We start from the raw sequence: 14,621 nt of genomic DNA on the forward strand, positions 1-14,621 counted from the left end.
TGACGCCCGTACCCATCGGCGCCGCGAAGACTCCCCGTGTTCCCGTTCTCCCGGGCGAGTACGCGTCAGGAAGGCGACCTCGACGGGCGGGGCCGACGAGGACCGAGCAGGCGGTCCACCAGCAACAGGGCCGCCTCGACCAAGAGGGCCAGGACGGCGACCAGCACGGCGCCCGCGACCACCTGCGGGGTGTCGTACGTGTTGAACCCGGCCGTGATGATCCGGCCCAAGCCCCCTTGGCCGACCATGGCGGCGATCGTCGCCGTCGCGATGACCTGTACCGAAGCGGCACGCAGCCCCGTCATCACCAACGGGTAGGCCAAGGGGAGTTCCACCCGGCCGAAGAGCTGACCGCCCGACATGCCCATCCCCCGGGCCGCCTCCACCACGGAGCGGTCCACCTCGCGCATCCCCACATAGGCGTTGGTCAGCAACGGCGGTACCGCGAAGAGCACCAGCGCCACGATCGTCGGCAGGTAGCCGGCACTGCGCAGCGGCGAAACCATGAACAGGGCCAGTACGGCGAAGACCGGGATCGCCCGACCCGCGTTGGAGACGTTGACCGCGAGGGCTCCGCCCTTACCGAGGTGGCCGAGCCACAGGCCCAGCGGCAGCGCGAGGCCAGCGGCGACGACGAGCGCGACCCCGCTCACGTACAGGTGCTCCCCCAGCCGCACCCACACCCCGTCCTGCCCAGACCAGTGGGAGGCGTCCGTCAGCCAACTCCACGCACCGACCATCACCTGCACGTCCTCACGCTCCCTTGTCCGCGCCGACCGCGCTCGACGCCCGCGTCCAAGGCGTCAACACCCGCTGGAGCCCCAGCAACAGCAGGTCGGCGACCAGGGCGAGTACGACGCACAGCACCGAGGCGGTGAGCACCTGCGCCTTGAAGGAGCTGCGCACGGCGGGCTCGATGAGATTGCCCAGGCCGCCCTGGCCGACGATCGCGCCGACCGTGGTCAGGGCGACCGTCGAAACGGTGGCGATCCGTACGCCCGCGAACAGGGCGGGGAGCGCCAGCGGCAACTCGACCTGCCACAGCAGCCTTGCGGGGCCATAGCCCATGCCGCGTGCCGCCTCCCGCACCTCCTCGGGCACGGCGTCGAGACCGGCGATCGTGTTGCGCACCAGGATCGTCAGCGAGTACAGGACCAGGCCGGTGATCACCAGCGCCATCGCGGCGGACAGTCCGAACAGCGGAAGCAGCAGCGAGAACATCGCCAGCGAGGGGATCGTGTAGAGCAGCGTGGTCAGACCGAGTACGGGCGCCGCGAAATGCCGGCCGCGGCGGGCGAGCAGCGCCAGCGGGAAGGCGAGCAGCACTCCTATCAACACGGCGGTCACCGTGATGACCACGTGCTGGAGAGTGGCGTCGGTGAGTTCCTGGCTGCGCGAGCGAACGTACTCCCAGCAGACCCAGTCGTTCGCCACCAGACAATTCCGCGCGGCCATCCGCGCCCCACCCCCGTCTCAGCAGTTCCAGCCGACCCTAACCCGCCCGGCCGACATCCACGCCCTTCGGTCGCCGGTGACGGCACCTGCCGCAGCACCTGGTCCGTCGGGTGCGGGACAATCGGGCCCCATGATCCGATTCGAGCACGTGACCAAGCGCTACGCCGACGGCACCACGGCCGTCCAGGACCTGTCCTTCGAGGTCGCTGCGGGCGAACTCGTCACCCTCGTCGGACCGTCCGGATGTGGCAAGACGACCACGATGAAGATGGTCAACCGACTCATCGAACCGACCGAGGGCCGGATCCTGCTGGACGGCGCGGACATCGGCGCAACGGATCCGGTCGAGCTGCGGCGCCGGATCGGCTACGTCATCCAGCAGGTGGGCCTCTTTCCGCACAAGACGGTGTTGGAGAACACCGCGACCGTGCCCCAGCTGCTCGGCACCCCCCGTGCACGGGCCCGCGAACGCGCCGGCGAACTACTCGCCCTGGTCGGACTCGACCCGTCCGTGTATGGCGACCGCTACCCCGAGCAGCTCTCCGGCGGCCAGCGCCAACGAGTCGGGGTGGCAAGGGCGCTGGCCGCGGATCCGCCGGTTCTGCTGATGGACGAGCCCTTCGGCGCCGTGGACCCGGTGGTGCGCGAACGGCTCCAGAACGAGTTCCTCGCACTCCAACGTTCGGTGCGCAAGACGATCCTGCTGGTCACCCATGACCTGGAGGAAGCGGTACGGCTGGGCGACCGGATCGCCGTGTACGGCCAGGGCACCATCGAGCAGTTCGCGCCGCCGACCGCCGTGTTGGCCGCGCCCGCCACCCCCTACGTGGCCTCCTTCGTCGGCGCTGACCGCGGGCTGAAGCGGCTGGCGGTGACACCGGTCGTGGCGCAGGACCTGGAGCCGCTGTCCGAGGCCGGTCCGCCGGAGGGGGCCGGTCAGCAGAGCCGTCCGGCCACCGACGCGCCAGGTACGGCGCTGCCGCTCGGATCCTCGCTGCGCGAGGCGCTGGCCCTGCTGCTCCAGGAGGACAGCGGACGGCTGCCGGTCACCGATCCCGCCGACGGCCGGCTGCTCGGCCACCTGACACCGGAATCGGTGCACCGGGCACTGCGCCGGGCCACCCCCGCGGGCACCGCCGCCGAGCCGGCCGTCCAGGAGCTGCCCTGAGGCTGGCGGGGTGCCAGGACCGCAGAGGTGATCGCTGAGCACATCCGTCCGCTCGGCGATCGGCCGTCTGTTCAGGCCTGCAAACGGCTGCCGAGCCAGACCAGAGCGGGCGGGATCTCCCGGCGCCAGGTGTTGAAGTTGTGACCGCCGCTGTCGAGGATGATCGAGGAGACCCTGGTGGGCGCCTTGGCCTTCGCGATGAACTTCAAGGTCGCGCCGTAGTTGCCCTCGCCGACCTTGCTGCTCGTCACCAGGAACGACGACGCCATCGGCGGGCGGCGTTCGAGGCTGTACAGCAGGTCGGCCCGCTTCTCCAGGACGGTGTCCCCGTGGAAGAGGTCACCGGTCGTGGGGTCCTTCGCCGCCTTGTAGTACGCCGACAGGCCCGCTGCGGCGGCGAAGGTGTCCGGATGGTGAAGGCCGATCTTCAGCGCGCAGTAGCCGCCGGTGGAGTTGCCGATGAGGCCCCAGTTCCGTGCCTCGGTGCCGACCCGGTAGGTCTGCGAGACCGCCTTGGGCAGATCGTGGGCGAAGAAGGTCTCGGTCTGGGGGCCGTCGGGCACGTCCACGCACTCGGTGTCCCGTGGCGGGGCCACCGTCGGACGGAGCATGATCAGGACCATCGGCTGCATCCGGCCGTCCTTGGCCTGCCGTTGGGCCGTCTGCGGGTAGCGGAGTCCCTTGATGAGGTTCTCCGCGGTGCCGGGGTAGCCGGTGAGCACCACGGCCGCGGGGAACTTCCGCCGCTCCTGGCCCGCTTGGAAGTACTCCGGCGGCAGGTACACGTAGGCAGGGCTGGTGATCTTGGAGTCCGCGCCGCTGATCGAGACCTTCTGGATCTGTCCGCCCTGAGAGGGCTTGTTTCCGCCGGGGACGTCCACCGGCTGGTTACCCAGGATCTCGATGTCCTTGCGGCCCGCCGAGTGGTCGACGACCACGCCCATCGAGGTCTCCTGGCCGAAGAGGTCCGACCAGGATCCGTAGAACAGGAACGTCCTGTTGGCCGCCAGACCGACGGCGCAGAAGAGAGCCAACTGGGTGGCCAGCAGTAGGCCGACCCGGCCAAGCACCGCCCGTCCGCTGCGCCCCGACATCCTGGGCCACCACCAGACGGTCGCCGCGAAGAGCAGCACCCCCACAAGGCCGGCCAACGTCAGAACCGTTTTGCTGGTGAGACCCATGAGCAGGCTGTGACTTTCTTGAGTGCGGGATGAGGTTTTCCCGAGAACCGATGAACCCGTGACCGGCGAGTTTCGTCCTAGCAGTCGTACATGTCCGGACAAGGCCGCCTGACCACGGCCCGCGGACTCAGGACCTCTCGCGGAGTTACGGAAGCAATGTCTGTCAGGATAGATGGGGATAAGTCCGGACTGGTTCCGAATCGGCTACGCCGCCTGCTGGACGGCCCACGCCCCGAATCGGTACCCGGCATCGTCGGCACCGCCTGCACCTTCGTCGGCTTGATCGACATCGCTGCCGGCGTCTTCCCGCGCTTCCGCCAGAGCCGCTTCCACGCGGTCGCCGAAGTCCTCCCAGGAGCTCTGGGACCCTTCGCCGCCGCCCTCTCCATCAGCGCCGGCGTACTGCTACTCCTACTCGCCCACGGCCTCAAGCGACACAAGCGGCGCGCCTGGCGCGCCGCTGTAGTGCTCCTGCCCGCCGGCGCCGTCGCCCAGTTCGCCTACCGGCACTCGTTCTTCGGCGTACTCATCGCCGCCGCGCTACTCGCCCTGCTCCTGCGCCACCGCGCCCAGTTCCGCGCCCTGCCCGATCCACGCAGCCGCTGGACCGCACTGGCCAACTTCGTGCTGATGAGCGCCGGTTCCATCGGCCTCGGCCTGGTCATCGTCAACTCCCACCCCGGCCGCGTGGTCGGCGAGCCCGGCCTGTACGAACAGCTCCAGCACGTGGTCTACGGCCTGCTCGGCGCCGAAGGCCCGGTCCACTACGCCGGACAGACCTCTTGGACCGTCGGCTACTCCCTCGGCGCGCTCGGCCTGCTCACCGCCCTCACCACCACCTACCTGGCGTTGCGCCCCGAACACCCGGCCGCCCGACTCCACTTCGAGGACGAGCAGCGGCTACGCGACCTCCTGGCCCGGCACGGCGCCCGCGACTCCCTCGGCCACTTCGCCCTCCGCCGGGACAAGGGCGTGGTCTTCTCCCCCAGCGGCAAGGCCGCGGTCACCTACCGGGTCGTCTCGGGCGTGATGCTCGCCAGCGGCGACCCCATCGGGGACGTCGAGGCCTGGCCCGGCGCCATCGAACGCTTCATGGCCGAAGCCAAGGCGCACTCCTGGACCCCTGCCGTCATGGGGTGCTCCGAGACCGGCGGTGAGGTCTGGACCCGGGAGACCGGGCTGGACGCCCTGGAACTCGGCGACGAAGCCATCGTCGACGTGCCCGACTTCTCCCTGTCCGGCCGCGCCATGCGCAACGTGCGCCAGATGGTCAAGCGGATCGAGCGCAACGGCTACGAAACCCGGGTCCGACGCGTCGGCGACCTCTCCGAAGAGGAACTGGACCGCGTTCGATCCGCCGCGGACGCCTGGCGGGGAACCGACAACGAACGCGGCTTCTCCATGGCTCTCGGCCGTATCGGCGACCCCGCGGACGCGAACTGCGTCATCGCGACCGCCCACCGCGCCGCAGGGGGCACGCAGGGCCCGTACGGGGACCTCAGCGCAGTCCTGCACTTCGTGCCCTGGGGTCCGGACGGCATGTCACTGGACCTGATGCGGCGCGACCGCGCCGCGGACCCGGGCATGAACGAGCTCCTGATCGTCGCCGCCCTGCACGCCGCGCCGACCCTCGGTGTGCGACGGGTCTCCTTGAACTTCGCCATGTTCCGCTCCGCGCTGGCCCGCGGCGAGAAGATCGGCGCCGGCCCCGTCCTGCGGACGTGGCGCGGCCTGCTGGTCTTCCTCTCACGCTGGTTCCAGATCGAGTCGCTGTACAAGTTCAACGCCAAGTTCCGACCGCGCTGGGAGCCCCGCTTCGTGGTCTTCCGCACCACCCGCGACCTGCCGCGCATCGGCTTCGCGGCGATGCAGGCGGAGGGCTTCGTGACGCTCGCGCTCCCGCGGCTGCTGCGCGGACGCCCCGCCCGCGTCCCCCGGCCCTGCCCGCATCACCACCTGGCCCCCGCGCCGACGAAGACGCCCGCCGCCGGGCCCCGGGCCTCGCAGGGCACCGGCGCCCAAGCCGCCTGAGCCCCCGACACCGCACCGCCGCACCCTCCGCCCACACGGCCTACGCTGTTGGCATGAACAGAGGTACCGGCAGGGGCCGGGTCCAAGGGCTGCCGGATTGGGACCGCTGCGCGGTGATGGGCGTGGTCAACGTCACTCCCGACTCGTTCTCCGACGGCGGTCGCTGGTTCGACACCACGGCCGCCATCAAGCGCGGACTCGACCTGATCGCCGAAGGCGCCGACCTCGTGGACGTCGGCGGCGAATCCACCCGCCCCGGCGCCAGCCGGGTCGACGCGGACGAGGAGCTGCGCCGCGTCGTTCCGGTGGTGCGCGGACTCGCAGCCGAAGGCGTCACCGTCTCCGTGGACACCATGCGCGCCAACGTCGCCGAACAAGCTGTCGCCGCCGGTGCGGCCCTGGTCAACGACGTCTCCGGTGGACTCGCCGATCCGGCGATGATCCCGGTTGTCGCCGAGGCATCGGTTCCCTTCGTGGTGATGCACTGGCGCGGTTTCAGCGCCGATATGAACAGCCGCGCCGTCTACACCGATGTGGTCGCCGAGGTCACCGCCGAGATCCGGACCCGGATGGACGCCGTGATCGCCGGCGGCGTGGCACCCGAGCGGCTGGTCATCGACCCCGGCCTCGGCTTCGCCAAGCAGGCCGAACACGACCTCGCCCTGGTCGCCCACCTCGCCGAGTTGCGCACCCTGGGCAGCCCGGTGCTGGTCGCCGCCTCCCGCAAGCGGTTCCTCGGCCGCGTCCTGGCCGCCGACGCCTCCGCGACCCCACCACCCGCCCGGGAACGCGACGCCGCCACCGCCGCTGTCTCCGCCATCGCCGCCCACGAGGGCGCCTGGGCCGTACGTGTCCACGAGGTTCGAGCAACCGCCGATGCGGTAAGAGTCGCCCGTGCGGTCGAGGGCGCCCGGTGAGCGCCCCCGTACCAGCCGCCGACGAGAGGGCCCGTTGACATCCTCCCGTCCCTGAAGGGAGGGGGCTCCCTGGCTCGGGCTGCCTCCGGGAGCAGCGCACTGGGAGGTCTTCCGCCATCGCCACGAGCCGGTTTGAGACCAGTGCGCAGGAGCATCACGCGGGCGGAGTCCTTGCCCCTGGGGGACACGACCGCGCACGCGGTGCAGGTGTAGGTACGTTCCGAAAGAGGAAGCGCGTGCTTGGTTCTCGCTCCGCACGACGCACAGTCCATGGGGTGTGCGCGTCGATGTACGAGGCGTACGTCGGGCCCGTGCTCGCGGCCGATCCCGATCAGGGGCGTCTTCTTGGCGCCGATCGCCGCGTCCGCGGCCTTGCGGGCCTGGATCAGCGCCGTGTCGAGCTGGGCCGGACCACGCGTCGCCTTCTGGGTAACCCACTGGTTCGCGGCGGGGACCTTGCGGGACATGGCCCCGCACTCGTTCCGCGCCCACCGACAGTGCGCCCGGCGGGCGATCGACGACGCGCGGAGCCGGTAGCCGCACCGGGCACGCCGAGCGTCCCCCGCAACCCTCTGCCGTGTCGGGATAGTGTCACGTTGCCACTCAAAGGACACTTTAAATCCACTACTCTAAGGTCATGGATGAAGAGAAGCGCATCACGCTCCGCCTGCCCGCCGACCTGCACGAGTGGCTGGTCACCCAGGCCAAGTCCGCCCGGAGGTCCCTCAACTCCGAGATCGTCTACCGGCTGGAGACCGAGCGCGACACCGCCGCGGCCCGCACCGAATCGCCCTGACCGCGATTCACCCCGCCCCGCCCCGCTCCACAGGAGTCCGATCCCTCCCCGACCTGAAGGCCGGGACGTCCTCGGAGGAGCCCAGTGAGCCAGAGCCGTACCGACATCGAAGCGGTCGAGGCCGCCAACACCGCCTTCTACGAGGCCATGGAGCACGGCGACTTCGACGAGCTGTCCGCCCTCTGGCTGGACGACGAGATCTCCTGCGTCCACCCCGGTTGGCCGGTGCTGGCCGGGCGGGGCGAGGTCCTTCGCTCCTACGCACTGATCATGGCCAACACGGAGTACATCCAGTTCTTCCTCACCGACACCAAGGTCACCGTGATCGGCGACACGGCCGTGGTCACCTGTACCGAGAACATCCTCAGCGGCGGACCCGCAGAGGAAGCAGGCGAGCTCGGCCCGCTGCTCGGCCAGCTCGTGGTGGCGACGAACGTGTTTCGCCGCACCCCCGAAGGCTGGCTGATCTGGTCCCACCACGGCTCTCCAGTGCTCACCGAGTCCGAAGAAGAAGCCGATAGGGACGGCTCCGGGGACTGAAACGCGCCGTCGTGGGCATACGCAGCCCATCGGTCCCCGAGCCCACTGCCCGACCCGCGCCCGGGCACCGTCCAGGCTCGCAGGTAGATTCGACGCAGGACGACGCCGACCGCACTCGGCACAGGCCTTTGGGCCCGGGGTGTCCCCGGGACCCGCAGTACCTACGAAAGCAGGAGTGATTCGCGTGGATCGTGTCGCGCTGCGCGGCCTGAAGGCTCGCGGGCACCACGGCGTCTTCCCCCGGGAGCGCGAGGAGGGCCAGACCTTCATCGTGGACCTGGTGCTCCACCTCGACACCCGGCCCGCCGCGGCCGATGACGACCTGGCGAAGACCGTCCACTACGGGGTCGTGGCCGAAGAGGTCGTGGACGTCGTGCAGGGCGAGCCGGTCGACCTCATCGAGACGCTCGCCGAGCGGATCGCCCAGCAGTGCCTCAAGCACGAGGGGGTCGCCGAGGTGGAGGTCGTTGTCCACAAGCCGGACGCGCCCATCACCGTCCCCTTCGACGATGTGACCATCACGATCACCCGGAGCCGAGCATGAACGCGGGAACCCACCCGGGCCAAGGCGCCCAGAGCGACCCGACCGTCCAGCCGGTACCCGCCTCCGTGGTGGAACAGGTCGACGCGGCCGACGTCACCCTCTCCAACCCCAAGGGGGCCGTCATCGCGCTCGGCGCGAACCTCGGCAACCGGCTGGAGAACATCCAGGGCGCCATCGACGCCCTCGGTGACACGCCCGGGCTCCGGGTCAAGGCGGTCTCGCCCGTCTACGAAACACAACCCTGGGGCGTCGCCGTAGACAGCCAACCCTCCTACCTCAACGCGGTCGTCCTGGTGAAGACCACCCTGCCGCCCGGTTCCCTGCTGGAGCGCGGACAGGCCATCGAGGAGGCTTTCGACCGAGTGCGCGAAGAGCGCTGGGGCCCACGGACCATGGACGTGGACATCGTCGCCTACGCGGACGTGGTCTCCGCCGACCCGACCCTGACCCTGCCGCACCCGCGGGCCCACGAGCGGGCCTTCGTGCTCGCCCCCTGGCACGACGTCGACCCGCAGGCACAACTACCGGGCCGCGGCTCCGTCGCCGAACTGCTCGGTGCTCTTGGCCGGGAAGGCATCACGCCGCGCGTCGACCTGGAACTACGCCTGCCCGAGTAGTCGTTAGCCTGGAGGCCGGCGACAGAGCGGGGACAGGGACGTGAAGCAACTAAGGCTCGGGGTCTTGGCGGGCCTCTTCATCGTGGCCGGGGTGCTCTCCTGGGCGGGCGCCCGGCTGTGGAACTCGGTGGGTACTCTGCCGGGAGTGCCGCTGGCCGCGCCGATCGTGCTGGGTGTGATCGCGGTGGTGCTGTTCGCGACCGCCCTGTCACTGCGCTCGCGCCTCAAGGCCCAGCGCGAGCGGCGCCCGGGCGCCAAGGGCGTGGAACCGTTGATGGCTGCCCGAGCGGTGGTCTTCGGCCAGGCCAGCGCCCTGGTGTCGGCACTGGTGTCCGGCGTGTACGGCGGAGTCGGCCTGTTCCTGTTGCTGAACGGCCTGGAAGTGCCGGCCCGCCGAGACCAGGCCCTCTACGCCGGCTGCTCCGTCCTCGCCGGGGCCGCTGTCATCGCCGCCGCGCTCTTCCTGGAGCGGGTCTGCAAGCTCCCCGAGGACGACGACGAGGCCACCGCCCGCGCCTGAGCTCGACCGCGCCCCTCGTGCCGGCCCCGCCCGGGGCGAAGGACGTACGCCGGGAACCCCGACCTCCGCCGCCCCGGGCGGGGCCGGCCACCGCCGCGCTCAGCGCGCGATTATCAGGCTCATGGCCTCGTTGCGGGTCGCCGAGTCCCGGAGCTGACCTCGCACCGCGGACGTGGTCGTCTTCGCTCCCGGCTTGCGGATGCCACGCACGGACATGCACATGTGCTCCGCCTCGACCACCACGATGGCGCCGCGCGCCTCCAGGATGCTCATCAGGGAGTCGGCGATCTGCGTGGTGAGACGCTCCTGGACCTGCGGACGCCGGGCGAAGACGTCCACCAGGCGGGCCAGCTTGGACAGACCGGTGATCTTGCCGTTCTCGGCCGGTATGTAGCCCACGTGCGCGACGCCGTGGAAGGGCAACAGGTGGTGCTCGCAGAGCGAGACGATCTCGATGTCCTTGACGAGCACCATCTCGTCATGACCCAGATCGAAGGTCGTGGTCAGGACGTCCTCCGGCTGCTGCCGCAGACCGGCCAGGATCTCCTTGTACGCCCGCGCCACCCGCGCCGGGGTGTCCTGGAGTCCTTCGCGGTCAGGGTCCTCCCCGACGGCGAAGAGGAGCTCGCGCACGGCGTTCTCAGCCCGCTTCTCGTCGAACTCGCCGATCGCGCCCTCGTCACCGTGGAGGGTCACTGGGTCGGTCATCTGTGCCTCGTTCCTCAGTTCTCATCGCGGGCTCACGCAAGCGCGCCGCGCCCCCCAGGCTAGAACCTGGGGGGCGCGGCATCCATTCCGGCCAGTTGGGCGGCCGACCTGGTCAGCTCTCGGTGCGCTCCTCGGGGACGACCTCGATGCCCTTCTTCTCGGTGGACACCGGGGCGGCCGACACACCGTTCGCCGTGGCGGCGGTGTTGGTCAAGGAGAGCTCCTTGGGCGAGAGCACCGGGGGCCGCGTGGACGGCGTACGGCGCGAGGAGCCGGTCCACGCGGGACGGGCCGGGCGGCGAACGATGGGGGTGAAGATCTCCGCGATCTCCTCCTTACCCAGCGTCTCCTTCTCCAGCAGCGCGAGGACCAGGTTGTCGAGGACATCCCGGTTCTCGACCAGGATCTCCCAGGCCTCGTTGTGCGCGGTCTCGATGAGCTTCTTGACCTCTTCGTCCACCAGCGCCGCGACCTCTTCCGAGTAGTCACGCTGGTGTGCCATCTCACGGCCGAGGAACGGCTCGGTGTTGTCCCCACCGAACTTGATCGCCCCCAGTCGCTCGGTCATGCCGTACTGGGTGACCATCGCGCGGGCCGTCGCCGTGGCCTTCTCGATGTCGTTGGCCGCACCGGTGGTCGGGTCGTGGAAGACCAGTTCCTCGGCTGCGCGGCCACCCAGCATGTAGGCGAGCTGGTCGAGCATCTCGTTGCGCGTGGTGGAGTACTTGTCCTCGTCCGGGAGCACCATCGTGTAACCGAGGGCCCGGCCCCGGGACAGGATCGTGATCTTGTGCACCGGGTCGGAGTTCGGGGAGGCCGCCGCGACCAGGGCGTGTCCACCCTCGTGATACGCGGTGATCTTCTTTTCCTTGTCCGACATGATCCGGGTCCGCTTCTGCGGGCCCGCCACGACGCGGTCGATCGCCTCGTCCAGCATGTGGTTGTCGATGAGCTTCTTGTCACTGCGCGCGGTGAGCAACGCTGCTTCGTTCAGCACGTTCGACAGGTCGGCACCGGTGAAGCCGGGGGTGCGGCGGGCGACGGCCGAGAGGTCGACGTCCGGGGCGACCGGCTTGCCCTTCTGGTGGACCTTGAGGATCTCCAGACGGCCCTGCATGTCCGGACGGTCGACGGCGATCTGCCGGTCGAACCGACCGGGACGCAGCAGCGCCGGGTCGAGGATGTCGGGCCGGTTGGTGGCGGCGATCAGGATGACGCCGCCCTTCACGTCGAAGCCGTCCATCTCGACGAGCAGCTGGTTAAGGGTCTGCTCGCGCTCGTCGTGCCCACCACCGAGGCCTGCGCCACGGTGCCGACCGACAGCGTCGATCTCGTCGACGAAGACGATCGCCGGAGCGTTCGCCTTGGCCTGCTCGAACAGGTCACGGACCCGGGAAGCACCGACGCCGACGAACATCTCCACGAAGTCGGAGCCGGAGATCGAGTAGAAGGGAACGCCCGCTTCACCGGCGACGGCGCGCGCGAGCAGGGTCTTGCCGGTACCGGGCGGGCCGTACAGCAGCACACCCTTGGGGATCTTGGCGCCGACTGCCTGGAACTTGGCCGGCTCCTGGAGGAACTCCTTGATCTCGTGGAGTTCCTCGACGGCCTCGTCCGATCCGGCGACGTCGGCGAAGGTCGTCTTCGGCGTGTCCTTGGTGATGAGCTTGGCCTTGGACTTCCCGAAGTTCATGACTCGGGAGCCGCCGCCCTGCATCTGGTTCATCAGGAACAGGAAGACCACGACGATGAGGACGAAGGGCAGCAGCGAGAGCAGCACGCCCAAGAACGGGTTCGTCTTGTCTGGGGAGACGGTGTACCCGTCCTTGATCCGGCCGTCGTTGACCCCCGCCTGGAGGTCTCTGGCCAGGTCAACGCCCTGCTCACCGATGTAGTTCGCCTGGATCTTGGAGCTGTCGTCGACCTTCTGGCCGTCCTTCAGCGTCACCTTGATCATTTGCGAGTCACCGGTGGTCAGCTTCGCCGACTCCACCTGGTTGTTACTGATCGCCTTGACGACATCGCTGGTGTCCACCGTCTTGTAGCCACCGGACGAGCCGACGACCTGCATCAACACGACCACGGCGAGGACGGCCAGCACGATCCACATGACCGGCCCACGGAAGTATCGCTTCACGTCCATCCATACGGGGCGGTGATCGCCCCGTCCCTCCTGCCCGTAGGTAAATGCTGCTGTGAGAAAAGACTGTTCTTCGGAAGGTACCCCAGCATTGCCATCCGTGGCCTCGTGGGCCGGCTGACAAACGCCTTCCCCTGCTCCAACGGCGGGCAAGCGGTGAGGGTTCCCCGGCGGCGCCACCCGATCCGCACCGCCGGGGCATTCGTGGCGCGCGGGGGCTCAGCCGCCGTACACGTGCGGGGCGAGCGTCCCGACGAAGGGCAGGTTGCGGTACTTCTCGGCGTAGTCGAGGCCGTATCCGACGACGAACTCGTTCGGGATGTCGAAACCGACCCACTTGACGTCGATGGCGACCTTGGCCGCGTCCGGCTTGCGCAGGAGGGTGACGACCTCCAGCGAGGCCGGCTCCCGCGAGCCGAGGTTCGACAACAGCCAGGACAGCGTCAGGCCGGAATCGATGATGTCCTCGACGATCAGGACGTGACGACCCTTGATGTCGGTGTCGAGGTCCTTGAGGATCCGGACGACGCCGGAGGACTGGGTGCCCGCTCCGTACGAGGAGACGGCCATCCAGTCCATGGTCAGCGGGGTGGACAAGGCGCGCGCCAGGTCCGCCATCACCATCACGGCACCCTTGAGGACACCGACGATGAGCAGGTCCTTGCCCGCGTACTCCGCATCGATCTTCGCTGCCAGCTCGGCCAGCTTGGCATCGATCTCTTCCTTGGTGATGAGCACCGACTGGAGGTCGCTGCCCATGTCCTTCTCGTCCACCCGCATCACTTTCGTTGGCGGCCAAACCTCGTGGGGAGCCCCCGGGAGGCGCGGCCGTGCTTTGGTGCTTCAGCCCTGCCGGATGACAAGTTTGCCACCCTGCCGCTGAGCCGCGACGCGGCCGGGCAAGTTGATGGCGCCCTGCCCACGCCATCCGGTGATCAACCGGTCGACCTCCTCGAGGTGGCGGGCGAAAAGGGACCCCGCCGGAGAACCGGCGGCGACCAGCGCCAGACGCAGCACCCTGCGACGCACCGCCGGGGGCAGGGCGTAGAGCTTCGCACACTCCAACTGGCCGGATTCGTCACGCACTGAGCGGTCGGCTTCGGCAGCCCAGGAGTCAAGGGCGTCGGCATCGTCGCGGGAGAGCTGCGCGGTTCGGGCCAGGGCCTCGACCACTCCCTTTCCTAGCGCCTTCTCCAGCGCCGGAAGCCCCTCGTGTCGCAGCCGTGAGCGGGTGTAGGCGGGGTCGGCGTTGTGCGGGTCGTCCCAGACCGGGAGGGACTGGACCATGCAGGCCTTGCGGGCGGTCTGGCGGTCGATGTGGAGGAAGGGGCGCCAGTAGCGGGCGGCCGGGCGCGGGACGGAGGCGGTCGCACCCGAACCGCGGGAGACGGTGGCCATGCCGGACAGGGAGCGGATGCCCGAGCCGCGGGCCAGCCCGAGCAGGACGGTCTCGGCCTGGTCGTCGCGCGTATGGCCGAGCAGGACGGCGGCGGCGCCGTGGCGGCGGGCGGCCTCGTCCAGGGCCGCGTAGCGGGCGTCACGGGCGGCGGCCTCGGGCCCGCCGACGCGACCCACGCGCACCGCGACGGCTTCCACCGGATCCAGGTCGAGCGCGCTCATGCGGGCGACGACCTCGGCCGCCCGCACCTCGGAGCCGGCCTGGAGGCCGTGGTCCACGGTGATGCCGCCGGCCCGGACGGAGAGTTTGCGGGCCTCGAAGGCGAGGGCGGAGGCGAGCGCCATCGAGTCGGCGCCACCGGAGCAGGCGACGAGGACGAGCGGCTGCGTGCCGGCTCCCGGAGGCTGGGGACCCTGGCCGTGCTGGTGTTCGGTGAGGACGTCGTGGAGTACGCGGCGGACCGCCAGGCGTATCGCCGCGACCGCAGGATGGGGACCCATGTCCGGTGCCCTTCGGTGGAGTTGGAGTGGCCTCAGGGGTGATGTCTCGTGGAGTCATCGAGGAGCTCCGGGTGCCTCGCCGGAGAGGCGGGGTCACTCAGAGTG

The 14,621-nt window shown here is 69.8% G+C and carries 15 protein-coding genes and 1 pseudogene; 8 read left to right on the forward strand and 8 right to left on the reverse strand.

The window, feature by feature from the left end; translation table 11 throughout:
* Positions 1–65: 65 nt before the first annotated feature.
* Complete coding sequence (locus ACFYMC_RS01760) at positions 66–749, reverse strand: ABC transporter permease (protein ID WP_388517226.1); 684 nt, start codon at positions 747–749, stop codon at positions 66–68.
* A gap of 4 nt (positions 750–753) precedes the next feature.
* Positions 754–1,455 (reverse strand): ABC transporter permease, encoded by a 702-nt coding sequence (locus ACFYMC_RS01765; RefSeq protein ID WP_388517228.1) that lies wholly within the window; start codon positions 1,453–1,455, stop codon positions 754–756.
* A gap of 130 nt (positions 1,456–1,585) precedes the next feature.
* Here ACFYMC_RS01765 and ACFYMC_RS01770 point away from each other — a divergent pair, with 130 nt between their 5' ends.
* Entirely contained in the window at positions 1,586–2,623 is a 1,038-nt protein-coding gene (locus tag ACFYMC_RS01770; RefSeq protein ID WP_388517230.1) for an ABC transporter ATP-binding protein, read from the forward strand.
* A gap of 71 nt (positions 2,624–2,694) precedes the next feature.
* Here the strand turns inward: ACFYMC_RS01770 and ACFYMC_RS01775 are convergent, their stop codons facing one another.
* Positions 2,695–3,804 carry an alpha/beta hydrolase gene (locus ACFYMC_RS01775; RefSeq protein ID WP_388517232.1) on the reverse strand — a complete coding sequence of 370 codons (1,110 nt, stop codon included), beginning with the start codon at positions 3,802–3,804 and terminating at the stop codon, positions 2,695–2,697.
* A 156-nt stretch (positions 3,805–3,960) separates the two neighbouring features.
* Between ACFYMC_RS01775 and ACFYMC_RS01780 the strand changes: the two genes are divergently transcribed.
* A complete protein-coding gene (locus ACFYMC_RS01780) occupies positions 3,961–5,835 on the forward strand; it encodes a phosphatidylglycerol lysyltransferase domain-containing protein (protein WP_388517234.1) in 1,875 nt (624 codons plus the stop codon).
* Between the two features lie 53 nt (positions 5,836–5,888).
* On the forward strand, positions 5,889–6,752 hold the full coding sequence (folP, locus tag ACFYMC_RS01785; protein WP_388517236.1) for a dihydropteroate synthase: 864 nt from the start codon (positions 5,889–5,891) through the stop codon (positions 6,750–6,752).
* A 77-nt stretch (positions 6,753–6,829) separates the two neighbouring features.
* On the opposite strand, the pseudogene ACFYMC_RS01790 reads toward folP, so the two are convergent.
* Positions 6,830–7,132 (reverse strand): annotated as a pseudogene (locus ACFYMC_RS01790) (RNA-guided endonuclease TnpB family protein); the annotation flags it as partial.
* Between the two features lie 257 nt (positions 7,133–7,389).
* On the opposite strand from ACFYMC_RS01790, the gene ACFYMC_RS01795 reads away from it, so the two are divergent.
* The 5 genes from ACFYMC_RS01795 to ACFYMC_RS01815 all read left to right on the forward strand — a co-directional run bounded on the left by ACFYMC_RS01795 (position 7,390) and on the right by ACFYMC_RS01815 (position 9,769).
* Complete coding sequence (locus ACFYMC_RS01795; RefSeq protein WP_388517238.1) at positions 7,390–7,548, forward strand: Arc family DNA-binding protein; 159 nt, start codon at positions 7,390–7,392, stop codon at positions 7,546–7,548.
* 84 nt (positions 7,549–7,632) lie between these two features.
* Positions 7,633–8,088 (forward strand): nuclear transport factor 2 family protein, encoded by a 456-nt coding sequence (locus ACFYMC_RS01800; protein ID WP_388517240.1) that lies wholly within the window; start codon positions 7,633–7,635, stop codon positions 8,086–8,088.
* Positions 8,089–8,272: 184 nt separating this feature from the next.
* Positions 8,273–8,632, forward strand: coding sequence for a dihydroneopterin aldolase (gene folB / locus ACFYMC_RS01805; protein WP_388517242.1), 360 nt, complete (start codon positions 8,273–8,275; stop codon positions 8,630–8,632).
* Complete coding sequence (gene folK, locus ACFYMC_RS01810; RefSeq protein WP_388517244.1) at positions 8,629–9,249, forward strand: 2-amino-4-hydroxy-6-hydroxymethyldihydropteridine diphosphokinase; 621 nt, start codon at positions 8,629–8,631, stop codon at positions 9,247–9,249. The genes folB and folK overlap by 4 nt, the downstream gene beginning before the upstream one ends.
* 40 nt (positions 9,250–9,289) lie before the next feature.
* Positions 9,290–9,769, forward strand: a complete 480-nt coding sequence (locus ACFYMC_RS01815) for a DUF3180 domain-containing protein (RefSeq protein ID WP_388517246.1) — start codon at positions 9,290–9,292, stop codon at positions 9,767–9,769.
* A gap of 99 nt (positions 9,770–9,868) precedes the next feature.
* Here ACFYMC_RS01815 and folE read toward each other — a convergent pair whose 3' ends face one another.
* The 4 genes from folE to tilS all read right to left on the reverse strand — a co-directional run bounded on the left by folE (position 9,869) and on the right by tilS (position 14,516).
* Positions 9,869–10,477 carry a GTP cyclohydrolase I FolE gene (folE, locus tag ACFYMC_RS01820; protein WP_388517248.1) on the reverse strand — a complete coding sequence of 203 codons (609 nt, stop codon included), beginning with the start codon at positions 10,475–10,477 and terminating at the stop codon, positions 9,869–9,871.
* A gap of 112 nt (positions 10,478–10,589) precedes the next feature.
* Positions 10,590–12,620: an ATP-dependent zinc metalloprotease FtsH gene (ftsH, locus tag ACFYMC_RS01825; protein WP_388517250.1), complete on the reverse strand. Its 2,031-nt coding sequence runs from the start codon at positions 12,618–12,620 to the stop codon at positions 10,590–10,592.
* 216 nt (positions 12,621–12,836) lie between these two features.
* The gene (hpt, locus tag ACFYMC_RS01830; RefSeq protein WP_388517253.1) at positions 12,837–13,397 is read right to left on the reverse strand and encodes a hypoxanthine phosphoribosyltransferase; all 561 of its coding nucleotides are present in this window, start codon (positions 13,395–13,397) and stop codon (positions 12,837–12,839) included.
* A gap of 63 nt (positions 13,398–13,460) precedes the next feature.
* Positions 13,461–14,516 carry a tRNA lysidine(34) synthetase TilS gene (tilS, locus tag ACFYMC_RS01835; protein ID WP_388517254.1) on the reverse strand — a complete coding sequence of 352 codons (1,056 nt, stop codon included), beginning with the start codon at positions 14,514–14,516 and terminating at the stop codon, positions 13,461–13,463.
* Positions 14,517–14,621: the final 105 nt, after the last annotated feature.

Source organism: Streptomyces sp. NPDC006879 (assembly GCF_042869595.1).
Classification (GTDB): domain Bacteria; phylum Actinomycetota; class Actinomycetes; order Streptomycetales; family Streptomycetaceae; genus Streptomyces.